Annotated in this window: 22 protein-coding genes; 14 read left to right on the top strand and 8 right to left on the bottom strand. The window is 66.5% G+C overall.

From position 1 onward, the window contains the following. From G6N51_RS14525 to G6N51_RS14500, 6 genes are read left to right on the top strand one after another with little or no spacing between them, the layout of a single operon-like run. Entirely contained in the window at window positions 1-1,104 is a 1,104-nt protein-coding gene (locus tag G6N51_RS14525) for an amidohydrolase family protein (RefSeq protein ID WP_083167355.1), read from the top strand. An 11-nt stretch (window positions 1,105-1,115) separates the two neighbouring features. Next, window positions 1,116-2,141: an acyl-CoA dehydrogenase gene (locus tag G6N51_RS14520; protein WP_083167350.1), complete on the top strand. Its 1,026-nt coding sequence runs from the start codon at window positions 1,116-1,118 to the stop codon at window positions 2,139-2,141. After that, window positions 2,138-3,340 (top strand): acyl-CoA dehydrogenase family protein, encoded by a 1,203-nt coding sequence (locus G6N51_RS14515; protein WP_158086176.1) that lies wholly within the window; start codon window positions 2,138-2,140, stop codon window positions 3,338-3,340. Before G6N51_RS14520 ends, G6N51_RS14515 begins: the two co-directional genes overlap by 4 nt. Continuing rightward, on the top strand, window positions 3,312-4,559 hold the full coding sequence (locus G6N51_RS14510; protein WP_083167342.1) for a cytochrome P450: 1,248 nt from the start codon (window positions 3,312-3,314) through the stop codon (window positions 4,557-4,559). The genes G6N51_RS14515 and G6N51_RS14510 overlap by 29 nt, the downstream gene beginning before the upstream one ends. Beyond that, window positions 4,556-4,747 (top strand): ferredoxin, encoded by a 192-nt coding sequence (locus G6N51_RS14505; RefSeq protein WP_083167337.1) that lies wholly within the window; start codon window positions 4,556-4,558, stop codon window positions 4,745-4,747. Before G6N51_RS14510 ends, G6N51_RS14505 begins: the two co-directional genes overlap by 4 nt. After that, complete coding sequence (locus G6N51_RS14500; protein WP_083167332.1) at window positions 4,740-5,645, top strand: NAD(P)-dependent oxidoreductase; 906 nt, start codon at window positions 4,740-4,742, stop codon at window positions 5,643-5,645. Before G6N51_RS14505 ends, G6N51_RS14500 begins: the two co-directional genes overlap by 8 nt. Before the next feature lie 182 nt (window positions 5,646-5,827). Here the strand turns inward: G6N51_RS14500 and G6N51_RS14495 are convergent, their stop codons facing one another. The 3 genes from G6N51_RS14495 to G6N51_RS14485 form a co-directional block, all read right to left on the bottom strand. Then, window positions 5,828-7,267, bottom strand: coding sequence for an aromatic ring-hydroxylating oxygenase subunit alpha (locus tag G6N51_RS14495; RefSeq protein ID WP_083167327.1), 1,440 nt, complete (start codon window positions 7,265-7,267; stop codon window positions 5,828-5,830). 19 nt (window positions 7,268-7,286) lie between these two features. Then, entirely contained in the window at window positions 7,287-8,198 is a 912-nt protein-coding gene (locus tag G6N51_RS14490; RefSeq protein ID WP_231965165.1) for an SDR family NAD(P)-dependent oxidoreductase, read from the bottom strand. A gap of 78 nt (window positions 8,199-8,276) precedes the next feature. Next, on the bottom strand, window positions 8,277-9,173 hold the full coding sequence (locus tag G6N51_RS14485; RefSeq protein WP_083167322.1) for an enoyl-CoA hydratase/isomerase family protein: 897 nt from the start codon (window positions 9,171-9,173) through the stop codon (window positions 8,277-8,279). A 76-nt stretch (window positions 9,174-9,249) separates the two neighbouring features. Here G6N51_RS14485 and G6N51_RS14480 point away from each other — a divergent pair, with 76 nt between their 5' ends. The 7 genes from G6N51_RS14480 to G6N51_RS14450 are packed head-to-tail and all read left to right on the top strand — an operon-like array spanning window position 9,250 to window position 16,739. Beyond that, window positions 9,250-9,681, top strand: a complete 432-nt coding sequence (locus G6N51_RS14480; RefSeq protein ID WP_083167317.1) for an SRPBCC family protein — start codon at window positions 9,250-9,252, stop codon at window positions 9,679-9,681. A gap of 42 nt (window positions 9,682-9,723) precedes the next feature. Further along, entirely contained in the window at window positions 9,724-11,034 is a 1,311-nt protein-coding gene (locus tag G6N51_RS14475) for an amidohydrolase family protein (protein WP_083167312.1), read from the top strand. Further along, a complete protein-coding gene (locus G6N51_RS14470) occupies window positions 11,031-12,224 on the top strand; it encodes an acyl-CoA dehydrogenase family protein (protein ID WP_083167307.1) in 1,194 nt (397 codons plus the stop codon). The genes G6N51_RS14475 and G6N51_RS14470 overlap by 4 nt, the downstream gene beginning before the upstream one ends. Further along, window positions 12,214-13,296, top strand: a complete 1,083-nt coding sequence (locus tag G6N51_RS14465) for an acyl-CoA dehydrogenase family protein (RefSeq protein ID WP_083167302.1) — start codon at window positions 12,214-12,216, stop codon at window positions 13,294-13,296. The genes G6N51_RS14470 and G6N51_RS14465 overlap by 11 nt, the downstream gene beginning before the upstream one ends. Then, window positions 13,293-15,392 carry a CoA transferase gene (locus tag G6N51_RS14460; protein ID WP_083167297.1) on the top strand — a complete coding sequence of 700 codons (2,100 nt, stop codon included), beginning with the start codon at window positions 13,293-13,295 and terminating at the stop codon, window positions 15,390-15,392. Before G6N51_RS14465 ends, G6N51_RS14460 begins: the two co-directional genes overlap by 4 nt. Continuing rightward, on the top strand, window positions 15,382-15,624 hold the full coding sequence (locus G6N51_RS14455; RefSeq protein ID WP_163750716.1) for a hypothetical protein: 243 nt from the start codon (window positions 15,382-15,384) through the stop codon (window positions 15,622-15,624). The genes G6N51_RS14460 and G6N51_RS14455 overlap by 11 nt, the downstream gene beginning before the upstream one ends. Further along, window positions 15,621-16,739, top strand: coding sequence for a thiolase family protein (locus G6N51_RS14450; protein ID WP_083167288.1), 1,119 nt, complete (start codon window positions 15,621-15,623; stop codon window positions 16,737-16,739). Before G6N51_RS14455 ends, G6N51_RS14450 begins: the two co-directional genes overlap by 4 nt. 8 nt (window positions 16,740-16,747) lie before the next feature. Here G6N51_RS14450 and G6N51_RS14445 read toward each other — a convergent pair whose 3' ends face one another. Next, complete coding sequence (locus tag G6N51_RS14445) at window positions 16,748-17,302, bottom strand: TetR/AcrR family transcriptional regulator (RefSeq protein WP_083167284.1); 555 nt, start codon at window positions 17,300-17,302, stop codon at window positions 16,748-16,750. A gap of 184 nt (window positions 17,303-17,486) precedes the next feature. On the opposite strand from G6N51_RS14445, the gene G6N51_RS14440 reads away from it, so the two are divergent. Continuing rightward, window positions 17,487-18,701 (top strand): cytochrome P450, encoded by a 1,215-nt coding sequence (locus G6N51_RS14440; RefSeq protein WP_083167280.1) that lies wholly within the window; start codon window positions 17,487-17,489, stop codon window positions 18,699-18,701. 18 nt (window positions 18,702-18,719) lie between these two features. Here G6N51_RS14440 and G6N51_RS14435 read toward each other — a convergent pair whose 3' ends face one another. From G6N51_RS14435 to G6N51_RS14420, 4 genes are all read right to left on the bottom strand, one after another. After that, window positions 18,720-20,009, bottom strand: coding sequence for a phosphotransferase family protein (locus tag G6N51_RS14435; RefSeq protein WP_158086175.1), 1,290 nt, complete (start codon window positions 20,007-20,009; stop codon window positions 18,720-18,722). Between the two features lie 63 nt (window positions 20,010-20,072). Then, window positions 20,073-20,930: a mycofactocin-coupled SDR family oxidoreductase gene (locus G6N51_RS14430; protein WP_083167272.1), complete on the bottom strand. Its 858-nt coding sequence runs from the start codon at window positions 20,928-20,930 to the stop codon at window positions 20,073-20,075. 39 nt (window positions 20,931-20,969) lie between these two features. After that, window positions 20,970-22,190: a CaiB/BaiF CoA transferase family protein gene (locus G6N51_RS14425; protein WP_083167663.1), complete on the bottom strand. Its 1,221-nt coding sequence runs from the start codon at window positions 22,188-22,190 to the stop codon at window positions 20,970-20,972. A gap of 11 nt (window positions 22,191-22,201) precedes the next feature. Further along, complete coding sequence (locus tag G6N51_RS14420) at window positions 22,202-23,404, bottom strand: cytochrome P450 (protein WP_232078395.1); 1,203 nt, start codon at window positions 23,402-23,404, stop codon at window positions 22,202-22,204. Window positions 23,405-23,416: the final 12 nt, after the last annotated feature.

The raw sequence follows: 23,416 nt of genomic DNA, 5'->3' as shown, positions 1-23,416 counted from the left end.
ATGACGAGTACCGTCGATCTGCCCAAGATCTCGGCCGATGCGCACGTCGACGAGCCGCATGACCTCTGGTATGAGCGCCTCAGCGTGGACCTGCGCGATCACGCCCCGCGCCGCATCCTGGCCAATGACGCCGGCGGGTGGAGCCTGGTCGTCAACGGCAGCCCCATCGGTTGGAACGAACTGTCGGCGGAAGAGGCAGCGGCCAAGGAGGCCGAGCGCGTGGCGGCCGCCTCGCCCGACGTGCGGCTCGACATGATGCGGACCGACCGCATCAACGCCGAAATCGTCTTTCCCACCATCGGGCTATACGCGTGGGACATCTCCAATCCCCCTGCCGGGCAGTCGGTATGCCAGGTCTACAACGATTGGATTCGCGAGCAGATCGGGGGACACGACCGGATCAAACTTGCGATGATGATCCCCACCTGGGATGCCGACATGGCCATCGCCGAGGTCGAGCGGGTGGCTGCCGATCCGTCGGTGGGTGGACTGCTGTTGCCGCTGGTCGGCAAGCCGGAGTGGAACTCCAAAGAGTGGGAACCGCTGTGGGGCGTCATCGCGTCGACGGGCCGGCCGGCCGTCATGCATCAGGGCAGCGGCCACGACATGATCTTCTATCGAGGGTGGGGGAGCGGCACGGCGAATCTTCTTGCCACGCAATCGATGGCGCCGCGCGCAGCCGCCTTGTTGAGCTGCAGCGGGATCCTGGAGCGGCATCCAGACCTGCACGCTGTCTTCGTCGAGTGCAACGGCGGCTGGATCTCGTGGGCAATGCAGACGCTGGACTACTATTACCAGGCGCACGACGAGATCGGCTGGACCAAACCGAAACTTGCCGAACTGCCCAGTCACTACATCCGGCATCAGATCCACTCGACCTTTCAGGACGATCCCGTCGCGATTACGAACCTCGCGGATACCGGAGCCGAATGCCTGTTGTGGGGCAACGACTATCCCCACCCCGAGAGCACATACCCAGAGTCGGAGAAGATCCTCGACAGGCTATTCGACGGCGTCGACATCGACAGTGCGCGGGCCATCGTCGGCGGAAACGCACGCAGGCTATTCGGTTTTGACGAAAGCGTCCTGAAGGACGCCCCCTGAGTGGCCGTCCGATGAACGCAGAGTTCTCGCTTCGCCAACAGGATTACTCGCTCAGCAAGGAGCAGGCCGCACTGCGGGATTCTTTCCGGGCCTATTTCGAAAAGACCATCCCAACATCACGGGTTCGCTCGGCCGAACCGGGGGGGTTCGACGCGGCGCTGTGGGACGAGCTCCAGGAACGTGCCGTCGTTGAGATGGCGCTGCCGCAAGCGGTCGGTGGCGACGGGGCCGGCTTGGTCGAGCTGGCGCTCGTGCTCGAAGAGGCCGGCCGCCGCGCGGCGCCGGTACCCCTGGCCGAGGTGTTGGCGGCGGCTCGCGCGCTGGCTCGCATCGACCCGTCATCGCGCCTGCTGGCCGCCATGCGCGATCGTGGCGCGGTTGGCACCCTCGCCCCGGGCACCGCCGACCGTCGGCTCGCACCCGCCGGAGCGATCGCAGAGGCCGTACTCGCGCCGCAGGGCGCCAACCTGACGCTGGTCACCGGCCCGCCGGCGCCGACCGAGCCCAATCTGGCGTGCGCTCCGCTGGGCTGGCGCGAGGTTACCGGTGGCGCACGGGTGGGTTCGGCCGACGACTGGGACCTAGCTGAACGGGAATGGCACGTCTTGACGGCGGCCGCGCTGGTCGGGCTGGGTCAGGCCGCCCTGGACCTCGGTGTGCAATACGCCAAAGAGCGCACGGCATTTGGCACCCGGATCGGAGCGTTTCAAGCCATCGCTCATCCATTGGTCGACGCCGCCAACAGCGTGGGCGCGGCCCGGCGGCTACTGTGGCGCGCTGCCTGGTTCTGCGACCATGAACCCGAATCCGTTGGTGCCCTGGCCTTGTGCGCCGTGCTGGCCGCCGGCGACGCCGCCGAGAAAGCCGGGGCCACCACCATCCACACCCAGGGCGGCTTCGGGTTCACCCTCGAATCCGACGTTCAGCTCTACTACCGCCGGGCCAAAGGCTGGGCGATGGCCGTCGGCGATCGTCGCACCCTTCTGCGACGCGCCGCGCAGTGGGCGCCGCACGCGCTAATGGATGCGCTCGCGTGAATTTCGAAACCATCGACCTCGACGACGACACCCTCACGTTCTGGCGTGAGGCACGCGCCTTCTTCGACCAACATGTCACCCCGGCGGTGCTGGAAGACGAACGGCTGCACGGCGGCGGATTCAGCGAGAGCCTGCACCTGGCGATGGGGGCGCGCGGATGGGTCGCGACGCAATGGCCGACGTCTGAGGGTGGGGCGGGCCTGGACGCGTTGCGGGCGCGCATCGTCGCCACCGAATGGTCGCGCAGCGGTGCGCCCTACATCTTGGCCTCCACGACGTTGCTACCACCGATCGCCATCCGCATGTTCGGCTCGCCGGACATCCAGGCCGAGGTGCTGCCGCGGGTGGCTGACGGCACCGTTCGCATCTGCCTGGGTTACACCGAACCGGACTGCGGATCGGATTTGGCCGCGGTGCGCACCCGCGCGGAGCGGGATGGCGACGAATGGGTTATCAACGGACAGAAGATGTTCACCACCGGTGCCCAGTTCAGCCAGTACTGCTTTCTCCTCACGCGAACCGACCCGTCGGCGCCCATGCACAAGGGCCTCACCGTTTTCCTTCTGCCCCTGGACACTGTGGGGGTGGAGATCCGGCCGATCGGCACACTTGGCGGCGAACGTACCAATTTCGTTTACCTGCAAGATGTTCGCGTCAACGACCGCTGGCGCCTGGGCGACGTCAACGCGGGTTGGACCGTGGTCGCCGCGCCGCTGAGCCAGGAACACGGCATCTCCGCCGACGGCAGTGACCCGACCATCGGGGGGCCCTACCTGGCCGAGTGCGAGAAACTCCTCGCGGAGTTCGTTCGTTGGGCCGCAACGCAACCGGGTTCCGCAGGCAAATCCTTGCTCGACGACGCCGCAGTGGCCGAGCGCATCGGCGAAGCGCTCGTCAAGGTCGAGATGACGCGTTCGGCGTCGGGACCGCCGGCTCGCATCCTGTCCTCCGACCTGCTGGTGCAGACGGCGTCGGAGCTGATCGATCTCATCGGTCCGACAGCCCTTCTGGCGCGCGGGGCGGAGGGGAGTGCCGGCGACGGTGCATTCGAAGCGGGATTCCGATTCGCGCCGGGAACCGGCATTTATGGCGGATCCACCGACGTGGCGCGAAACGTGATTGCCGAGCGATTCCTGGGACTTCCCCGTAGTACACCGCGAAGGAACAAAAATGAGCGAAACGACAGCGCTGTCGGCTAGCCACGACGAAGAGTCCGACGACGTCGTAACGGAGGGCATTGCCGCCGAGGCCTTCGGGGGTGACTTCGCAGCGATGCTGACTGTCCCCGAACCACAGGAAGTGTACGCAGGCATCGGATCGGCGCCGATAATCGTGATCGACGGCAATCACATTGTCGGCGCCGCCAAGAGCGTCGACGCTCTGACCCGCAGCCACGATGTGCGCGGATCGGGGGCACTGGGCAATACACAGAGCGCCGATCGCCCGCTGATTCCGCTGGACATCGACCGGCCCGAGCACACCAAATACCGCAAACTGCTTGACCCGATCTTTTCGGCGAAGGCGATCGCTCACCTGGAGACCGACGTGAGAACGCTCGCCGACGAGCTGATCGACAAGTTCATCGAACGCGGCCACGCTGACATCTACGATGAATTCTGCGCGATCCTGCCGTCCACGATTTTCCTGCGCCTCATGGGAATTCCGCTCTCCGAGCTGAACTACTTCCTGCAGAACAAAGACGATCTGCTGCGCGACATCGACGGGGAAACCGTCGCGCAACGCGAGGCCAGGTACAAGGCGGCGGGCAAACGGTGCTACGCGTACTTCAACCAAGTTCTCGACGAACGCGAAGCGAGCGGCGAACCCGGGGACGACATCCTCGGCCGCTTCATGACAGCCGAAGTCGACGGCCACTCACTGACCCGCGAGAACATTCTCGATATTTGCTTCCTGCTGATGATTGCCGGCCTGGATACCGTCGCGGCGTCGCTATCCTGCATCCTGTCCTGGCTCGCGCGCCATCCCGACGAGCGCCGTCAGGTAGTGGCGAACCCGGAAATGTGGCCCGACGCCATCGAAGAGTTGATGCGTTGGGAGACCCCGGTGCCGGTGGCATCGCGGACTCCAACCGTGGACATGCAGGTCGGCCAGACGACCGTGGCCGCAGGAACGCAGGTGACGGTGCTGTGGGCCGCTGCCAACCTGGATCCGGAAAAGTTCAAAGATCCTCTCAAAGTGAACCTGACCCGTCGGCCCAATCCGCATTACTCGTTCGCAAGCGGTTTTCACCGTTGTCTGGGAAGCCATCTCGCCCGGATGGAGCTGCGGGCGGCACTCGACCAATTTCACAAGCGGATCCCCGATTACGAGATAACGCCGGGCTCGTCGTTGAAATACGAAGCTCTTCCGGTGCGGCTGGCGCGGCCGCTGCCACTGAGCTGGGAGGTGCGTGGATGAGGCTGGAACTCGACAGCGGAGCCTGCCAGGGGCATGGCCGCTGCTACAGCCTCTCGCCCGCGTTGTTCGACGCCGACGAGGAGGGGCACAGCGTGCTGCTGGCGGCCGAGGTGCCAGTAGGAGAGGAGCCCTCCGCCACGGACGCCGTGCAGTCCTGTCCCGAGGAGGCCATCGCCCTTCATGACTGACCAGGCCGGCTCGACCGCGCGACCCGACTCCGCGACGCCGACATCGTCGGATCGTCCGCAGATCCGAGCCGGATTCATCGGTCTCGGGGACCAGGGCAAGGGAATGGCAGATCGGCTCATAGCCTGCGGGGTGCCCACGACGTTGTGGGCACGCCGGGCGGAATCGCTTGAGCCCTACCGCGGTTCTGCGGCGTCGTTCGCGGAAACCCGGGCCGAGCTGGGGGCCAACAGCGACGTGGTCGGGATCTGTGTGGTCGACGATGCGGGGGTCCAAGACGTCGTCCTGGGCGAATCCGGGGTGCTCGCCGGCATGTCGCCCGGGTCCGTGCTGGCCATCCATTCGACAATCAGCCTGGAGGTCTGTCACCAGATTGCGCGGATCGCGGCGGAACGGGCTGTCGGGGTGATCGACGCTCCGGTCAGCGGCGGCGGATTCGCGGCCGCCGAGGGCAAGCTCACCGTCCTCGTCGGCGGCGAGGACGAAAACTACGAAAAATGCCGCGCGGAGCTCGAAACCTTCGGGGGCAACGTGATTCACATCGGGCCGCTCGGCAGCGGGTTGATCGCCAAACTCGTCAACAACACTCTGCACGCCGCACACTACGCCCTGGCGCGCGACGCGATGGTTGCCGGCACTCGGTTGGGCCTGGACGAGCACGCTCTGGGCCGCGCTTTGTCGGTCAGCAGCGGCAACAGCTTTTCGCTGAACACCGCCGTCGCTGTCGGTGGCTTCGGGGTGTTGGCTCCAATGGTCGGACCCCTGCTCCGTAAAGACATCGGAATCTTCGACCGGCTGACCGGCGAACGCGATGCCCCCACCGGCTCGCTGATCGCAGTCGCCGACGAAGCACTGCAACTCTTCGGATATCCGCGTGAGCCGACCGAATCAGGTGTCTGACCGGTCACCAACGTGTTTCTGGCGCAGCCCGATTCGGCAAGTTGGCGTTGCGCCCACCCGGAACTCCACGTGGGTCGCCAACCAGCTTGTACGTCAGGCCATCCCGGCGATCGGCTTCACGGTCCCGGTGTTGCTGTCGTCGCATGAATGCGGCTGGGAGCCGCCGCCGATGGCGAGAACCGCTATCGCTCCTCCGATGCCGACGCGGAGGAACCGCCCTCCTGAGCGCGATGATCCACACCGTCGCGGTCCGCACCGAAAAGAAACCTGTCGGCGATCGCATGCTCGTTGCGAATGGACATCTCCTGGGCGGTGTTGAGCCAGAGTCCCTCGAACCCGGCCGAGTGCATGCCCGCGTGGATGGCGCCGATGTTCCTCAGGTCCTGTGAGGGCAGCTCGCCCCAGCCGTCGTGGTCCTGCCACCGCTCGAAGACCTGCCACTGCGTCTCGGGCACCTCGCCGGGCGCGAAATGCTCCAGCGAGAACATCTCGAACGTGCACCGATTCGGGTCTTCGGCGTCGGGCAGCATGCGGTATCCCAGCAGGCAGGACTTCTCGACCAGGATCACCATGGTCGGAAACACATGCCAGTCGCCGTTCCCCGCGAAGTATTGCTCCATCGACATCCGCGGGAAGTCAACGCCTTCGGCGCGGGCGAGTTCCTCGCACATCTGGTGGTACAGAACAAACGGTGGGACGTCGCCGGGCTCCATCGCGGCCAGCTTTTGCGCGGCCCGGTAGTCTCGCTCGGTGACCAGCGACCCGACCTCGAGGTGTTGGTATTTCATCGAATTCGCGAACACCTCTGGTCGCGCCGCCTGCTCCTGGCGACCCTTGTCACGGCCGGCATGCTCGGGACGCTGCGTATAGACGAACCGCGAGTGATTCTTATAGGTGATGGTCGGGGTGTAGGGAGCGTAGACGTATTCTTGCGGCGCTGCGGGCTCCGCAGACGGCCGCGGGCCCTGCGCCGATCGCATCGTCTGCGGATGGGTCCCGGGCGTGTGATAGCCCTCGATGAAAGCGTCGATGACGGTCTTGTAGTTCGCCGCCAGGAACGTGCGCTTGCGCCAGCGGTAGCGCATGTCCTGCAACCGAAATGGGGCCAGCGCGGTCGGCAGCGGGTCCAGCCACTCGAGCAGATCCGGCGGGTCCTCGGCCATGCTCACGAACACCCAGCCACCCCACGTCCCCACCGCGACGGGACGCAGGCCCCACTGCTGGCGGGGGCGCGGTGCGAATTCGTCGCGACATGGGACGAAGGAGGATCGGCCGTCCAATTCATAACGCCAGCCATGGAATTCGCAGCGCAACTCTTTGTTGGCCGAGCAACCGCTGCCGCGGACGACCTTCATGCCGCGGTGGGCGCAGGTGTTGTGGAATGCCTTGATGCTGCCGTCCTTCTGTCGCACCACGGCGATGGACTGCCGGCCGATCGTGTACTCGTAGAAGCAGCCGGCGTCCGGTACTTCCTCTTCGCGACACGCGGGCTGCCACACCCGGGTGAACAATCGCTCCAGCTCGAGGTTCAGGAATTCCGGGTCGATGTAACGGCTCTTGGGCACGAAAGTCTCACCGCAGGCGAACTTCTGTGGCACCCGCTCGGTGGCAAGCTCGGTCATTGTCGCACTTTTCGTCGGCTCAGCTGGACGGTGGCTTGTCAAAGATATTGGGATACAGCACCGCTTCCTTGAACGACGTCTCGATCTCGGCGAATGCGGTCGGGATGTCCCACGTCCCCGACGCCGACACGATCTCGCGTTCGACGACCGGATTGGACATCAGGCTGATCCGCCCGTTCCCGGCGAAGATCACGCGCCGGTTGAGCCAGTCGGACTGCTCGCTGGCCAGATACACGACCGGCGGCACGCAATTCTTCGGCGAAAGGCGAACGTTCGAGTCCGAGTAGTCCATGCTGCCGCCGCCCTTGATGCCCTGCGTCATCCGGGTGCCCGCGATCGGCGCAACGGCGTTGCAGCGCACCCCGTAGTTGCGCAGCGCGTTGGCGCACGAGAAGGTCAGGCCGACGATGCCCATCTTGGCCGCGGCGTAGTTCGGCTGGCTCGGCGCGCCCTGCAAGCCCGACATGGATGTGAAAGTGATCAGCCGGTACTGCCCGCCGCGGTTCTCCCGCCACCAGGCCGCCGCGTGGCGCGTGACGTTGAACGTCCCTTTGAGGTGCACCGACACCACCGCGTCCCAGTCCTGCTCGCTCATCTTGAAGACCATGCCGTCCCGAAGGATCCCCGCGGCGTTCACCACGACGTCCAAGCCGCCGAGCGTCTCGGCGGCGCGGCCGATGAGATCCGCGCACGCGGCGAAGTCGGTGATGTCGGTGGTATCGGCGAATGCCTTGCCGCCACGGCTCGTTATCGCCGCCGCGACGCTTTCGGCCGGACCGGAGTCGTGTCCGGTCCCGTCGACGCCGACGCCCGCATCGGAGACCAGGACCGTCGCGCCCTCGGCGGCCAAGCCCTCGGCCACCGCGGCGCCGATTCCCCGCCCGGCTCCGGTCACCAACGCGGTCCGTCCGTCCAACACACCCATCGTCATCCAACTCCTCGTGGCCTCGCGTTAGAAACGAGCATACAGAACATACAAACAATATCTGTATAGCTGTTTAGCCATCGCCTACTCGAACCCCCACTCGGCATAGCGGCGCTCCAACTCGGCCATCGCCTCCCGGCCGCCGCGGGTACTGCGTTCCTTCATGAAGTTGAACTCGTCGTCGCGCCACACGAGGTTGCTGAACACCGTGTGGCCCATCGGGACCCAGTCCCCGAACTGCGCCATCCCGACGGCGTGCCAAAACGCGATCAGAGCGTGCTTTCCCACCATCAGGCCGTCGGCCGAGTGGTGAGCGATCGCGCGGGCATAGCGCAACACTTCGTCGCGGAGCCGCTCGGCGGGCACCACCGACGCGGCTACCCCCCACTCGCGTAGTTCGTGCGCGGTCACCTTGCGGCCGGTGATCATCGCCTCGTAGCCGCGGTTGGGTCCCATCTTGAGCAGCGCGAGCGGCATGGCCGTGGAGAATCCGGCGAACCCGATGCGCGCCTGGGGGCGGGCAACGTACATGTCATCCGAGACGACCAGAATGTCGGCGGCCAGGGCCAGATTCATGCCGGCGCCCAGCGTGGCACCCTGGCAGCCGGCGATCACCGTCTTCGGGAACTCCAGCCAGTTGGTGAGGTGCCGGTGCAGCCGCCGGGCGTTGCCCAGGCGCGCGGTCTGCGGCAATCGCTCGCCCTTGCGCAGTCCCGCTTCTTCCACCGGGAGCCGGCGCACGTCGTCGCCGCTAGAGAAGTCCTTGCCTTCGGCCAGCAACACGACGACCTTGACCTGGTCATCGTCCTCGGCGCGGTCCAGCCGCTCCTTGAAGAGTCGATGCATTCCGGGAGACAGGATGGCGTTGCGCCGTTCGGGCCGGTTGATGGTGATCTGCGCGATGTGCGGTTCGACAACCTCATAGCGGACCCAGTCCTCATCGACCTCGAATTCGCCTCCAGCGGCGGAGTCGGTGGCCATCAGCCCTCCTTCGCGCGTTGGCAGTACATAAGTACACTAGTCGATCAATTGTCACATCTGGTGATACGGTCGGGAAATGCCAACTTTCACGGTCACCAAGCGGCTCGCCGTGTCACCGGACGCGGTGTGGGCCGTTCTCGCCGACTTCGGTAACGTCGACTGGATCCCCGGACCCAGCGATGTCAGGGTCGAGGGCGAAGGACCCGGCATGCGGCGGTTCATCGCCGCGAGCGCCGAGAAGCCGGTCATCGAGACCCTCATCTGGATCAAGCCGGACGAGCGCGCGCTGTCGTATGAGATCACCAACAATCCGATGCCGGTCAGCCGCTTCGTGGCGGTCAACACCGTAACCGAGAGCTCGGATGCCGGCGGAGAATCCATCGTGGTCTGGGACATCGACTACGAGCCCATTGGTGACGACGCCGCCGCGCGCGATGCCATGGAGTCTGTTTACGGCCTTATGGCGGGCTGGGTGCAGGACTTCGCCCAAACGAGAGGGTCCGGATAGAACACTTAGACAGAAAGTGTTTATTAGTTTAGGATTGTTCGAGTGATTGATCCTCTCGATCTGGTACTGATCAGCGTCGACGACCACACCGTGGAACCACCCGACATGTTCAACGGCCGGGTGCCAAGCCGCTTCGCCGACGACGCACCGCGCATCGTCGAGGACGCCGACGGCATGTGTTTCTGGGTGTACGACGGTCTGCAGCTGCCGAACATCGGGCTCAATGCCGTTGTGGGCCGGCCCAACGACGAATGGGGATTCGAGCCGTCGCGATTCAGCGACATGAGGTCGGGGTGCTACGACGTCGACGCACGGGTGAACGACATGGACGCCTCGGGGGTCCTTGCGTCGCTGTGCTTCCCGTCGTTCCCGACCATCTCGGGCGCGCTGTTCACCTACCGCGGGGACCGCGACGTGTCCGAGGCGATGGTGCGCGCCTACAACGACTGGCACATCGAGGACTGGTGCGGCCGGCATCCCGACCGGTTCATCCCGATGGGGATCCTGCCGTTGTGGGACGCGAGCCTGGCCGCGGCCGAAGTGCGGCGCCTGGCGGGGCGGGGCTGTCGCGCGGTGACGGCTCCACAGCACATCGGGAGCTACGGGCAGCCGCCCTGGCAGGATCCGCAGTGGGATCCGCTGTGGGAGGCGATCTGCACAGAGAACACGGTGGTGAACATCCACATCGGCACGGGCGGCGGATTGCCCGTGCCGTCGGACCTGACCACCTATCTGGCCTATAACTCGATGCTGCCGATCGACACCCAGCGCTTCGTGGCCGATCTGTTGTTCTCACCCATTGTGAAGAAATTCCCGTCCATCAAGTTCTCGCTGTCGGAGGGCGGCATCGGATGGATTCCGTTCCTGCTGGAGCGATTCGAGGACATCTACTCGCGCCAGCGGGCTTGGACGGGAGACGATTTGGGTGACGGGCTGAGCCCCAGCGACGTGTATCGCCGCAACTTCATGTCGTGCTTCATCCGCGACCGGGTCGGCATCGAGATGCGGGAGCGCATCGGAGTGGACACCATCTGCTGGGAGATGGACTACCCGCATTCGGACAGCAGCTGGCCGGACGCGCCCGAGCAGCTCGCCGCCCAGTTGGAGGGCTGCACACCCGACGAGGTCGAGGCGATCACCTGGCGTAATGCGGCCCGCGCCTTCGGCTACACCGGCGTCGAGCGACGGGGCAGGGAACACTGCACCGTCGCGGCGCTGCGGGAAAGAATTGCCGGCTTGGATCTGTCGGCGCCGAAGGTGGACGCCGGCCGCGCGCCCAGGGCGGGCGCTACCGCGATCACGTACGGCGACATGAAGGTACGGATGGCGTCGATCCTTCGCGGTGGGGCGTGACCGAACCGGATTACGGGGTCGTCCTCACCGAGGCCGATCAGCAGTTCCGCGACGAGGTGCGCGCCTTCCTGGCATCCGCACTGACGGATGACGTCCGCGGCTCCGGGCGCGACGAGGCCGACCGGCTACACCGAATGCGTTTGTGGCAGAGCCGACTTCACGACGCTGGCCTGGCGGCGATCTCCTGGCCCGTGCAGTTCGGTGGTCGCGCGGCCACCCCGGTGCAACAGCTCATCTTCAACGCCGAGATGGCCGCCGCGCACGCTCCAGAGCCGATCAACCGCAGCGCCGTCAATCAGCTCGGCCCGACGATCATTCAGTGGGGTACCGATGAGCAACGCCAACGCTATCTGCCGAAAATCCTTTCGGGCGAAGAGGTGTGGTGTCAGGGATTCAGTGAACCCGACGCGGGCAGTGATCTCGCCGCCCTGAAGACCAGGGCCGAGATCCACGGCGACGAGCTGGTCATCACCGGGCAGAAGGTCTGGACGTCCAAGGCGCAATACGCCGACTGGATCTACATCCTGGCGCGCACGGATCCCGCGGCGGACAAGCACCAAGGAATCAGCTACATCCTCGTGCCCCTACGCACGAGCGGGATCGAGGTGCGCCCGATCCGCCAGATCACCGGGCAGGCCGAGTTCAATGAGGTGTTCTTCGATTCGGTGCGGGTGCCGCTCGCCAACGTGCTCGGCCCACTGCACGGCGGTTGGCGGGTGGCCAAATCCACGCTGGGCTACGAGCGCGTCGGACAGAGCCGCACCCATCGCATCGAACGGCGGCTGGCGATTCTGATCAAGATGGCGCAGGAGCAAGGAGCGCTGGGGCACGAGGGCTGCGGCGACGGCTACGTGGCCGATCGGATCGTCGGTTTCGCCGCGCGGGTGGAGGCGCTGCGTCAGATCTCGGCCCAGGCGACGGCCGCCGGCGTCCGCGGGGTCAGTCCCGGACCCGAGGCGTCGGTGGCCAAGCTGCTGACGTCGGAAGTCGATCAGGAGATGGCCAATTTCGGGCTGGAACTCACCGGGCCGGGTGGCACCCTGGAGCGCGGCTCGGCGGGGGCGACGAACAACGGGAACGTCGCACGGAGCTACCTGCTGATGCGGGCGGCGACCTTCGGTGCGGGCACATCTGAGGTCCAGCGCAACGTGATCGCCGAGAAGCTGCTGGGACTGCCGCGTGACCCCTGATGGTCCGTCGTCGCTGAGCGAACTCGCACGCAGCGCGGCCGAACTCGAGCAGTTGCGGGCGTCGGCCGACGACGCCCTCCGAAAGGTGTGGTCTGCCAGCTCTTTTCGGGGCCTGCTCGATGGCCCCGGCCCGGTGTTCGACCCGAAGCTGTGGCAGACGATCGTCGAGGCCGGGTGGGCCGACGTCTTGGTTGGCGAGGCCGCCGGGGGCGGAGGGGGCGGGCTCCGTGATCTGTGCGTGCTGGCCGAGGCCGCCGGCGCGGCGTCGGCCCCTGCCCCGCTTGCGATGGCGGCGGCCGCGGGATGGTGCGAGAACCGCTGCGCCGACGGGATCGGCCTGCTGCTACCCGAGCGCGGAGAGCGCACCGCGGCGGGCGTCTCCGGAGTGTGGCCGCTCGTGCCGTTCGGTGCGGTCGCAACCAAGTTGTTGGTCTGCGCGGGCGACGGAGAGTCCGCCGTGCTCGGGGTTGTCGACCCGGCGGAGGCGGGCGTGGTGCGCGAGCCGGTGACGCCCCTGGATCACAACCCGGGCGCACGAATCACGCTGAGCGATGCGCCGATTCAGGTCCTCGAGACTGGGCCGAACGCGGTCCGCCGCCACGGTGAAGCCGCGCTGCGCGGCCTGATCGGCCGGGTGGCCGAGTTGGTTGGCATTGCGGCGGCCGCCAACGAGGCCGCAACCGAGTACGCGAAACTGCGCGTCGCGTTCGGCCGCCCGATCGGCGCCTTCCAGGCGATCAAGCACCGCCTGGTCGATCAGCGGTGCGCGATCGAGATCGGGCGGGCGCTCGTCAATCGTGCCGCCGACGCCTGCCAACACGGGCATCCCGAGGCCCCTGCACTGGGCTCCCTCGCCGCCTACTGGGGCATCGACGCGCTGCGTACCGTGCCCGAGGGCGCCACCCAGGTATTCGGCGGCATCGCGTACACGTGGGAGCACGATGCCCACGTTCATCTCCGCCGGGCGGCCAGCGCCGCGGGAAATCTCGGTCAGCGCGCGCACCACCGCGACATCGTCACGCGCTGGCTCACGGGGCGGTATCCGGTGGAGCAGCCGGGAGGTGACGGGTGAACTCGTTCCTCTCGGGTGTCAAAGTCCTTCAGGTCGGCGACGGGATCGCCGCTGCGGCGGCCACGTCGCTGCTGGCGAACCTCGGCGCCGAGGTGAGTAAGCTCGGCGGCGGTTTCTCGCCGCCCCGGGTAGGGCCGGTGATCGCGGTTGGCACCGCGTCGGTGCCGCTGGTTGACGTGGTTCTCGATCGTGGCAAGCGAGTCCTGCAATCACCAAGCGACACATCGGCATTGATCGATGCACACGACATCGTGATCATCGACCACGACGCCGCGATCGACCCGCCGCACGCCAGAAACGCCGTGGTGGTGAGCGTCAGCCCATTCGGCCTGACCGGACCGCGCTCCGTCGAGCGGGGTGGTGAACTGATCGCCCAGGCGGCCGGCGGCATGCTCGCTACGATCGAGGGCTCCGACGGGACGCCGGTGCCCGCCCCTGGCTATGTCGCGCTGAAGGCGGCGGGCGCGGTGACGGCGCTGGCGGCCCTGCACGGCCTCGATCGGCGCAACGCTACGAGCGCGCCGGTGAACGTGGATGTGTCGGTGCAGGAGGCTGTCGCATTCACCGCGGCCCTTCCCGAGTGCGCCCACGTGCTGTACTCCTGCCCGGGACGGGCGGGCAGCGGGCGTTATCTCGCCCCGTCGGGCTTGTTCGCCTGCCGCGACGGACTGGTGCGCATCACCGCCGTCGAAAATCATCAGTGGACCGGCCTGTTGGTGGCCTTGGGTCATCCCGCATGGGCCACGGGCCTAGGCGAACGAGCCGCCCGGATAGAGCACGCCGATTTGATCAACCACCAGGTCGGGGCGTGGGCGGCGACGCGCCTCAAGGAAGACTGCGCAGCCCTGTTGCAGGCCAACGGCGTGCCATCGACGCCGGTGAATACACCCGCGGAGATCCTGACGTCGCCCCAATTCGCTTCTCGCGGAGCCATTTCGGCGACTCGACTGGGCGGTACTGCCCTGTCCGTACTGGCCCCCCCATGGGCGACGCGCCCGGGCGGGCGGTTCGGACGGCACCGCACGGGCCGGCTGAACGACCTGCGAGTCGCCGAGCTGACCCACGTCCTGGCCGGGCCGATCGTCGGCGCGTTGCTCGGTGGGATGGGTGCCCAGGTGCTGCGACTGGAAGACCGCGACCGACTCGACATCTACCGGCGCACCGGACCGTTCGCCGCGGGGCGGCCCGGCGTCGAGCGCGGCGCATATTTCGCGGTGGCCAACCACTCCAAGCGCAGCGCGCTGATCGATCCCGGCCGGGCGACGCAGGACGTCGCCGCCGCCCTCGAGGAAGCCGACGTGCTGATCGAGAATGTCGGCGCGGCACGGCTGACCCGGCTCGGCGTCGACCCCGTCGAAATCGCCGACTCGGGCCGGTTGGTGATGCGGGTTTCGGGTTTCGGGTCGACGGGTCCCATGGCCGGATACCGCGTGTACGCCAACAACGTTCAGTCCTACGGGGGTCTGGCCGGACTCACCACGGGATCCGACGGGTCGCCGGCGCGGCTCGGCACGGTAATCGCCGACCCGCTGTCTTCGGTGGTGGCCGCCACCGTGATAGCGGCGTGGGCGCTCGGGCCTGCACGCGACTCCGGGGCGGTGATCGATCTGTCCATGGCCGAGGTGGTGGCGTCCACGGTGGCCGAATTCGTCGCCGCGGCTTCGGCCGCCGAGGGGGTGGTGTCCGACAGTGGGGCCGCCGCGCGGGGCGGCGTCTACCGTGGCGCCGATGACCGCTGGGTGGCGGTCGAACTCTCGGCTCCCGCGGACTGGGCGCGCCTGACGGAATTGGCCGGGGAACCCGATCAGCTCGCCGCACTGATCGCCGGCGCGCCGGCCGGCGAGGCGGCAGCGCGCCTGACGGCCGCGGGGTTGCGCGCGGCGGTCGTGCAACGCGCGGACGACCTGGTGAACGACCCCCACCTGGCCGCGCGGGGATTCTTCCCGGAGATCACCCACCCCGATCCGGATATCACCACCGCGCGCCTGGTCGGTCTCCCGTGGCGATTCACCGGGCAGGGCCCGATCCCGCTGGCGCCGCCGCCGGCCCTGGGAGACGCGAATGCCCGTCAGGAGAGGATGACAAGTGCCGGCTGATCCACCCAGTGATGAGACTGCGACGGTGTGGGCATCGACGTTCGTGCCGTCGAGGTCGCCGATTCCCGAGTTCGGCCAGGAGGGCTACTCCGTCGCATGGGTCGACACCTGCGACGGCCGGGTGCAACTCCTGGTGTCCGGGCCGCGGCCCGGGCCCGGTGCCGTTGGCCGGATCGTCGAGCGGAAGCTTGGCGAGGCTGAAGTGCTGCTCTTCGAGGCGGATCCGGCGTGACGGGCGTCCACGTCGCGGGCGTCGGGCTCACCCCGTTCGGCAAACACGGCGACACCGCGCTCGCCCAGTTCGGGGTGACGGCCGCTCGGCAGGCGCTCGAGGACGCGGGTCTCGGCTATGACGTCATCGGCGAGGTCTTCTGCTCGTCGTCGATGGCACCGCCGCAGACCGGGCTGAAGGTCGCGCATGCGTTGGGACGCAGTGGGATCCCGGTAACCGCGATCGAAAGCGCATCGGCGGGAGGCATGGTCGCCCTGCGGCATGCTGTGTGGGCGGTGGCGTCGGGCCGCTGCGAGGCCGCGTTGGCGATCGGCTATGAGAAGACGACCGCGCTTGAGCCCGGCGGGGTGGTACCGGCAGCGGTCGATTTCTGGGACCGGTTCCCGCCGCAGATCCACTACGCGATCGAGGCGAATCGCTTTCTGTACGAGGCGAACTGCGCGCCGGATGTTATCGGTGCCGTCGCGGCCAAGTCGTACAACCAGGCGCGCCTGAATCCGCTGGCGGCTCGGCGCAACGACCACGAGGTGACCGTTGAACAGGTGATGTCGTCGCGGATGATCGCCGAGCCGCTAACCAAGATGATGTGTCACGCCTCGGTCGACGGCGGCGCCGCGATCGTCGTGACGTCCGGACAACGCCCGCGGTCCGTGGCGATCAACGCCATCGAGCAGACGAGTTGGCCCCGCGACCCGGGCTGGCCGCTGGCCGGTCCGTGCGTCGGTCCGCCGTCGCAAATAACCCTGACGGCACGGCGAGCTTACGCCGCGGCGCAGGTCGCGGCGAATGACGTCGGAATCGTTTCCCTACATGACATGTGCGCCAGCGAGGAGGTCACCGCGCTGATCGCACTCGGCCTCGTCGACGTCAAGGACGCCGCCGAACTCGTCCAGTCGGGCGGGTTGGGATCCAAAGGCAGGCTGCCGACCAACACCGACGGCGGCTGCCTTGCCCGCGGGCACGCGTTCGGTGCGACGGGACTGGCCCAAGTCGCCGAGGTGGTGAGTCAGCTTCGCGGAGAGGCGGATTCGCGGCAGGCCGCCGATCCCCGCGTCGGGCTGGCGCAGGCGATGGGCGGCGGTGGGTCCTGTGTGGTGGCCGTACTGGGTCGGTGATTCGGCCCTCAGCCAGGGTCTTCGTAAGACCCGCCGAGAAAGCGTTCGACGACGGCGCGTTCGTCGGCGGGGTCCTTCACCGGCCACCACCACAGCGCCAGGAACACCCGGATAAGCCATTGGGCGGCAAGTGGATCTGCATTGTCGGATCCGAGCATGTCATAGGCGAATGCGGTGACAGCGGGGGAGTTCGTGAGCCACTCGCTGCGCGGCACCGTCGGTGCGGTCTGCATGAGCTGAGCCAACGGATCAGAGCGCAGGCGCTGCAAAGCCAGGATGGTGGCCGTCACCACTCGTTCGCGGCCGGTCAGGTCTTTGATGGCCTCGCGCACGGTATCGACGATGCGGCTTGCCTGGAGGGCAACCACCGCGTCCCTGATGGCCGCCTTTCCGCCGGCGTGCCGGTAAATCGTCGCCGGTGAGCAGTGGACCGTTTCGGCGAGGCTCTCGATGGTGAACTCGTCGTATCCGACGTGCGCGATGAGGTCGGCGGCCGCCGCATATATCCGTTCGGCGGCTGCGCTGCGGCGATCCCGGCCCACCAGCCAGTCGTTCTGTGCCATGCAACCCTCCCCGTACAGCCAACAGAAACTTCCCTCAGGCTGAGAATTATCGGTAACAATTCTCAGGCTAACGCGCTGGTCCTCCCGCGCAAAGGGTTTGGGGTGCACGGACGGCGCGGCGGGAGGCTTATCAACCTTTCCACGGCCTATTGACCGCGCCGAGGGTCACCTTCAGCCTGGGTCTATGGCGGTCTTGAGCGACCCGGTCGATTTCTTCGGTGCCGAGGCTTTGCAGGATCCGTATCCGATGTATGACCGGATGCGCGCGACGGCTCCGGTGCATCGCATCGCCGATTCCGACTTCTATGCCGTATGCGGCTGGGACGCGTTGATCGAGACCGTCACTCGGGTCGAGGACTTTTCGTCCAATCTCACGGCAACCATGATTTTCCGCGAGGACGGCAGCATCGCAGCGTTGCCAATGATGGAGGCGGGAAGCCCCACCCACGCCCTGGCCACGGCCGATGATCCGGCGCACGCGCTGCACCGCAAGATCTTGCTCCCACACCTGTCCGCGCGCCGGGTGCGGATCATCGAGGAATTCGCCGCGGAGACCGCCGAGCGCCTGTGGGAGGAGAACCTGCACCAAGGACGCATCGAATGGATGGGCGCGGTGGCGAACCGGCTCCCGATGATGGTGGTCGCAAAATTGCTGGGGCTGCCCCACGCCGATGTCGACAAGCTGATCCGGCTGGGTTACGCCACCACCACCCTGCTCGACGGCATTGTCACCGAGGCGCAGCTCGCGGAGGCCGGGGCTGCGGCGTTCGAACTGGCCGGGTACGTCATGGAGCATTTCGACAAGGCTGATACCGCAGATAAATCCGGGCTGATACCGGACATGGCCGCCCGCTACGCCTCCGGCGAGGTGGACCAGGCCGTGGCGATGAGCATCATGCTCACGCTGTTCAGTGCCGCCGGCGAGTCGACCGCCTCGTTGTTGGGCAGTGCGGCATGGATTCTCGCTGACCGCCCCGAGGTCCAACAGCGGCTCCGCGAAAGCCCGGAATTATTGGGCGCTTTCATCGAAGAGGCCCTGCGCTACGAGCCGCCGTTCCGTGGGCACTACCGCCATGTGTGGCGCGACACCACACTCGGTGGGGTGGAAGTGCCAGGGAATGCGCATTTGCTTCTCCTATGGGGAGCCGCCAACCGCGACCCCGAGCACTTCGAGTCGCCCAACGAATTCCGTCTCGACCGCAGCAACGGGAAGGGGCATGTGACGTTCGGCAAGGGCGTGCATTTCTGCGTCGGGGCGGCCCTGGCCCGGTTGGAGGCTCAGATCGTGTTCAAGATGCTACTGGAGCGCACCACCTGGATCGACGCGTGTGACGTCGGAGATTGGCTGCCCAGCATCCTGGTCCGCCGACGGAAGCGTCTGGAGCTCGTCGCCCGGTAGCGGCCTACGACGCGCGCGTCAGCGGCCGAGTAACCGGGCCAGGGGCGTTAGCGGGTACACGCCGCCGGCGCGGTTGAGAACCGGCTCCAGTAAACGCATTTGCCGCATGATGCGGCGGTAGAACAGCCGAATGAGCTCGGTGTCCATGTTGTCGGGCGCCTGCAGCACGAATGCCTCCAGCGCCGCATCGCCTGCACGCCAGTCGGCGTACCGGGAGCCGAGCAGGCGTTCGACGTCGTCGAGGTTTTCGGATTCGATCGCGGGACCATGCCGGCAGACGCCGGCAACGTAGCGCGCGGTTTGCGCGGTTTGATGCCGGCGAAAGCGGTCAATGTCGGTCTCGGCGGGTAATTCCTCGATGATGGGTGCCAACGCGTTGGCGAGGCCGTTCTGGCGGACGTCTGTCGCCTGCGGGAGTCGGTAATCGTCGAGGGCGACGCCCTCGACCGCGGCCATGGCTTCGACGGCGTTGAGCGAGCATTGCTGAAACCACTCCTCGTATTGCAGCGACTCGCTCATCGGAAAAGGGTTGTGCAAGACCATCACCAACGAGAGAGGCGTGGTGAGCGAGAACTGCGCGGTGTGGAACTCAACCACCGGCAGGTCCAGTTCCATGCCGGAAACCTCCTCATAGCGCCGGAACGCGCGCTCGAGGTCGCCGAAGGGCTCGGAGATGTCCCGCAGGCGCAGTCCTGCGAGGTCATGGGCGGTGTCGCCGAGGTAGGCCAGTTCGACGTCGAGCAGTCCGGTCACACGACCGTCGGCGAACATGAACTGTCCGGGATCGCCGAGGACGAAGCGCGGGTCGAACCGGTGCGCGGGAACGTGGCGGCGGATCCAGCCGATACCGAATTCCAGAAACGGCTCCGGGCGCATTTTGGTAGACCGATACCGCGCGACCGACTCCTCGAAGCTCGACAACGCGTGCTGCTGAGGGCTTTCGGGCAACTTAAGTCCGGCGGTGGAGAACTCACCCGGATCCAGCCGATGGATCCGCGCAAGGATTTCCATGTATTCGTCGATGACCGAGTTGCGTTCTGCTGCACTCGGCGAGGTTGACAGGTTGGTGGCGCCGGGCAGGCGATCCATCACGATGGCCGGTGGTGCGTCAATCCGACCGTGAATGTGTGGGACGGGGATGCCTTGCTTCTCCAGGGCTTCAAGGACGTCCGCTTCTCGATGGGTGGACAACGAGAACTCCATGCCCTCGCGATCACCACGCACATATAGCGGCATGATTGTGCCGTCGCGTTCGACATCGGCGAACCAGGCCGGACGCCAACGTGGTTGGCGCTCGAAGGCCCGCACGGGCCCTAGGTGACTCTCGAGCCAGCTTCGTACCGCCTCATCGGGTGTCATACCGTCGGGAGGTCAGAAACCCATTTTCAGCGCGGCACCGGCGTCGATGAACATCTGCAGTCCGGTGACGTATCGCGATTCGTCGGAGGCGAGGTAGACCACGGCGTGCGAGATGTCCTCGGGCTGCACCCAGGGCACCGGCATCGCCTGGAGCATCGGGTAGATCACAAAGGCATCGTCGTGGGTCGGAGCCTCCAGGTCGGGCCGAAACGTCTTGTACATCATCGGGTTGTTCATCATCGCGGTGTTGACGTTCGTCGGGTGCACGGCGTTGACGCGTATCTGGCGCGCCGCCAGCGTCATCGCCATCGATTTGACCCAGTCGCGGACGAACTTCTTGGCCAGACCGTAGCCGAGGCCGCCGGGGCCCGAGTTGCCGCCGCCGTTGAACATATCGTGTTGGGAGACCAGTCCGGCGATCGAGCCGGTGGCGATGATCGACGCACCGGTGTCCAGATGGTCGAATGCGGCGTTGACGGTGTTGACAACGCCGAGAAAGTTCACGTCGAGCACGTCGCGGAACGCCGGATACCCTTTGTGCTCTCCGTGGGGGCAGATGCCGGCGTTGGCGACGACGACGTGCAGCCCGCCCAGTTGGGCGACGCCGTCGTCGATCGCCTTCTTCAGTGCCGCCCGATCCCGCACATCGGCCACCGCGGTGACCACCCGCCGGCCGGCCTTCTCGACCAGCTTCGCCGTCTCGTCGAGGTCGCTCTTGCGTGCCATCGGGTAGTCGTTGGTCGCGATGTCGTCGCAGATGTCAACGGCGATGATGTCGGCGCCCTCGTCGGCGAGATGGACTGCGTGACTGCGTCCTTGGCCGCGCGCGGCACCCGTGACGACCGCTACTTTGCCGCTGACTCGATTCATCTGCTTACTCCGTTGGTTGGATCTTAAGAGGGCTGTCGATCACGCGATGGTTCCGCTGTCCTTGAGGTCGATGATGTCTTCCCAGTCCTTGCCCAGTTCGAGCAATAGCGCCTCGGTATGTTCGGCGAACTCCGGTGTCGGGCCCAGAGCAAACGGTGTCTGATCGAAAAGCACGGGGCTCGAGACTAACTCGAGGGCACCGCCGCTGCCTTGGATGGGCGCGATGACACCGTTTGCCCTCACCTGCTCGTCAGCCACAACATCCATCGTGTTCTGCACGGGCGCCCACTGCCCTTCGAAACCGGCCAGGGCTTTGCGCCAGTGCTCGAGGGTTTTGCTTCCGAGCACCTCGCGCAGGATCGCAGTTGCCTGCGCCGCGTTGCGGGTTAGCAGCTCATGGCTGGCAAAGCGTTCGTCGGTGGCAAGCTCGGGGAGCCCGACCCGCGCACAGAAGTCCGCCCAATAGCGGAAACCTTGCATCATCGACAATCCCATATACCGCCCGTCGCCGGTGCGGTAGAAGCCCACCAGCGGATTGTGCGGGGCGACGTTGGCGCCGGCGGGGTTTGCCTGCCACGGCTCTCCGGAGATCAGCGCGGCGTTGACTGCCACCCCCATCGCCCACACCCCCACTCCGAGGAGCGACACATCCACGACCTTGGCCTCACCGGTCCGATCACGAGCGAACAGCGCCGCCGCGATTCCGCCGGCAATTGTCATGCCGCCCAGAGAATCTCCGTACGCCGGGCCGGGTTGTGCGACAACGCCGCCCATATCGGGCGGGGTGACGCTTGCCGCGCTACCGCCTCGGCTCCAGAAGCCGGTCATGTCGTAGCCACCGATGCCGGCCTCGTCGCCGAGCGTTCCGTATGCGCTGCCCCGCACATAGACGATGCCGGGATTCGCAGTCCGCAAGTCGTCGACGTCGATCCGCAGTTTGGCACGGGCGTCGGGCAAGAAGTTGGTCAGGAACACGTCGCTTGTGCGCGCAATGTCCATCAGCAATTCATGGCCGGCCGGTGTCGAGATATCCAGGGCGATGGATCGTTTGCCGCGGTTCGCGTGCTCCATGACGGGGTTGCGGTTGCCGGCGATCTGCACGTTGCCGAGCTGACGTAGGCCCCGCTGGGCATCGCCGGTGCGCGGATGTTCGATTTTGAGAACGTCGGCGCCCCAGTCCGCCAGCACCGCGCCGGCGGCCGGAACGAACGTCCACTGGGCAACCTCGAGGACGCGTACGCCCGCCATGGGTCCGCTCATGGACATGCCCCTCAGCGGTAGTCGAGCACAACAGGCAGGTGGTCGTGCGTGTGCACCAGCGTCGACACGCGGGGCACTCGGTCGCCGACCACGTGAATCCCCTTGGCGCGCCGCGCCACTTCCTCCAGCAGCAGACGAGCTTCGCGTCGAGCCAGGGCGGCGCCCATGCAGAAGTGCTCGCCGACCCCGAAGCCGAGGTGATTGGCGGCGTCCTGGCGGTGGATGTCGAACTGTTCGGCGGTCGGGCCCCAGTGCTCCTGATCGCGGTTCGCGGACGCATAGGCGAGCAGCACCCCGTCGCCTTCCTTGACATCCGCACCGCGCAGACGAACGTCGCGGGCCGCCTGCCGGGCCATGCTCATCACCGGCGTCCAGTAACGCAGCACCTCCTCGACGGCGTTGCCGCTGAGACCCGGATCGGCGAACAACACCGCCGATTGGTCGGGATGTGTGTCGAGGCAATCGGCGATTCCCGCGATCAGGCTCTGCGTCGTCTCACTGCCGGCGGCGAGCAAGGTGAGCGCGTAGATCATCACCTGCATGTCGTCGAAGGGCTCCCCGTCAACGGTCACCTGGGAGAGCATCGTGAGCAGATCGTCCTGAGGATGCTCCTTGCGTTCGGCGACGAGGCTCATCAGATAGGGCCCGATGTGTTCGAAGATGAACGCGTAGTCCTCGTCGCTCGCGGCTCCACCACCGACGTTGGCGATCGTGGTCGCCCAGCCCGCGACCTTGGGCCAGTCTTCTTCGGGTACTCCCAGCAGGTAGGCGAACACATACACGGGGATGGGCTCGGCGACCCGTTGAATCCAGTCGAATTCACCGTTCGGCAGGTCGTCGAGCACATCGTTGACGACCTGGCGCACCCGGGCCTCCATCTTGGCGACCGCGGCCGGTGTGAACCGCACGCCGACAGCCTTGCGGTGCACTCGGTGCACCGGCGGATCCATGAACATGATGCCGCGGTTGCCATATCCCTGGGGGTCGCGGCCCTCCCGGTGCGCGATCAGATCCATCATGATCCCAATGCGCTCCGACTTGAACTTCTCGGGTCGAGCCGAGACACCCTTGATGTCTTCGTACTTGGTGATGACCCAGAACTGGCCCTCCTCGTACCAATGCACGGGATCGTGTTCGCGCAACTGCGCGAATGTGGCGTTCGGGTCGCCGAGGTAGAACGCCGGCTCGTCGAAGCGGGCCGCTGTGATCGTCACCATAAGACTGAA

The organism is Mycobacterium paraseoulense, from assembly GCF_010731655.1.
In the GTDB taxonomy this organism is placed as follows: Bacteria; Actinomycetota; Actinomycetes; order Mycobacteriales; family Mycobacteriaceae; genus Mycobacterium; species Mycobacterium paraseoulense.
This window is presented reverse-complemented; position numbering and strand designations above follow the sequence as displayed.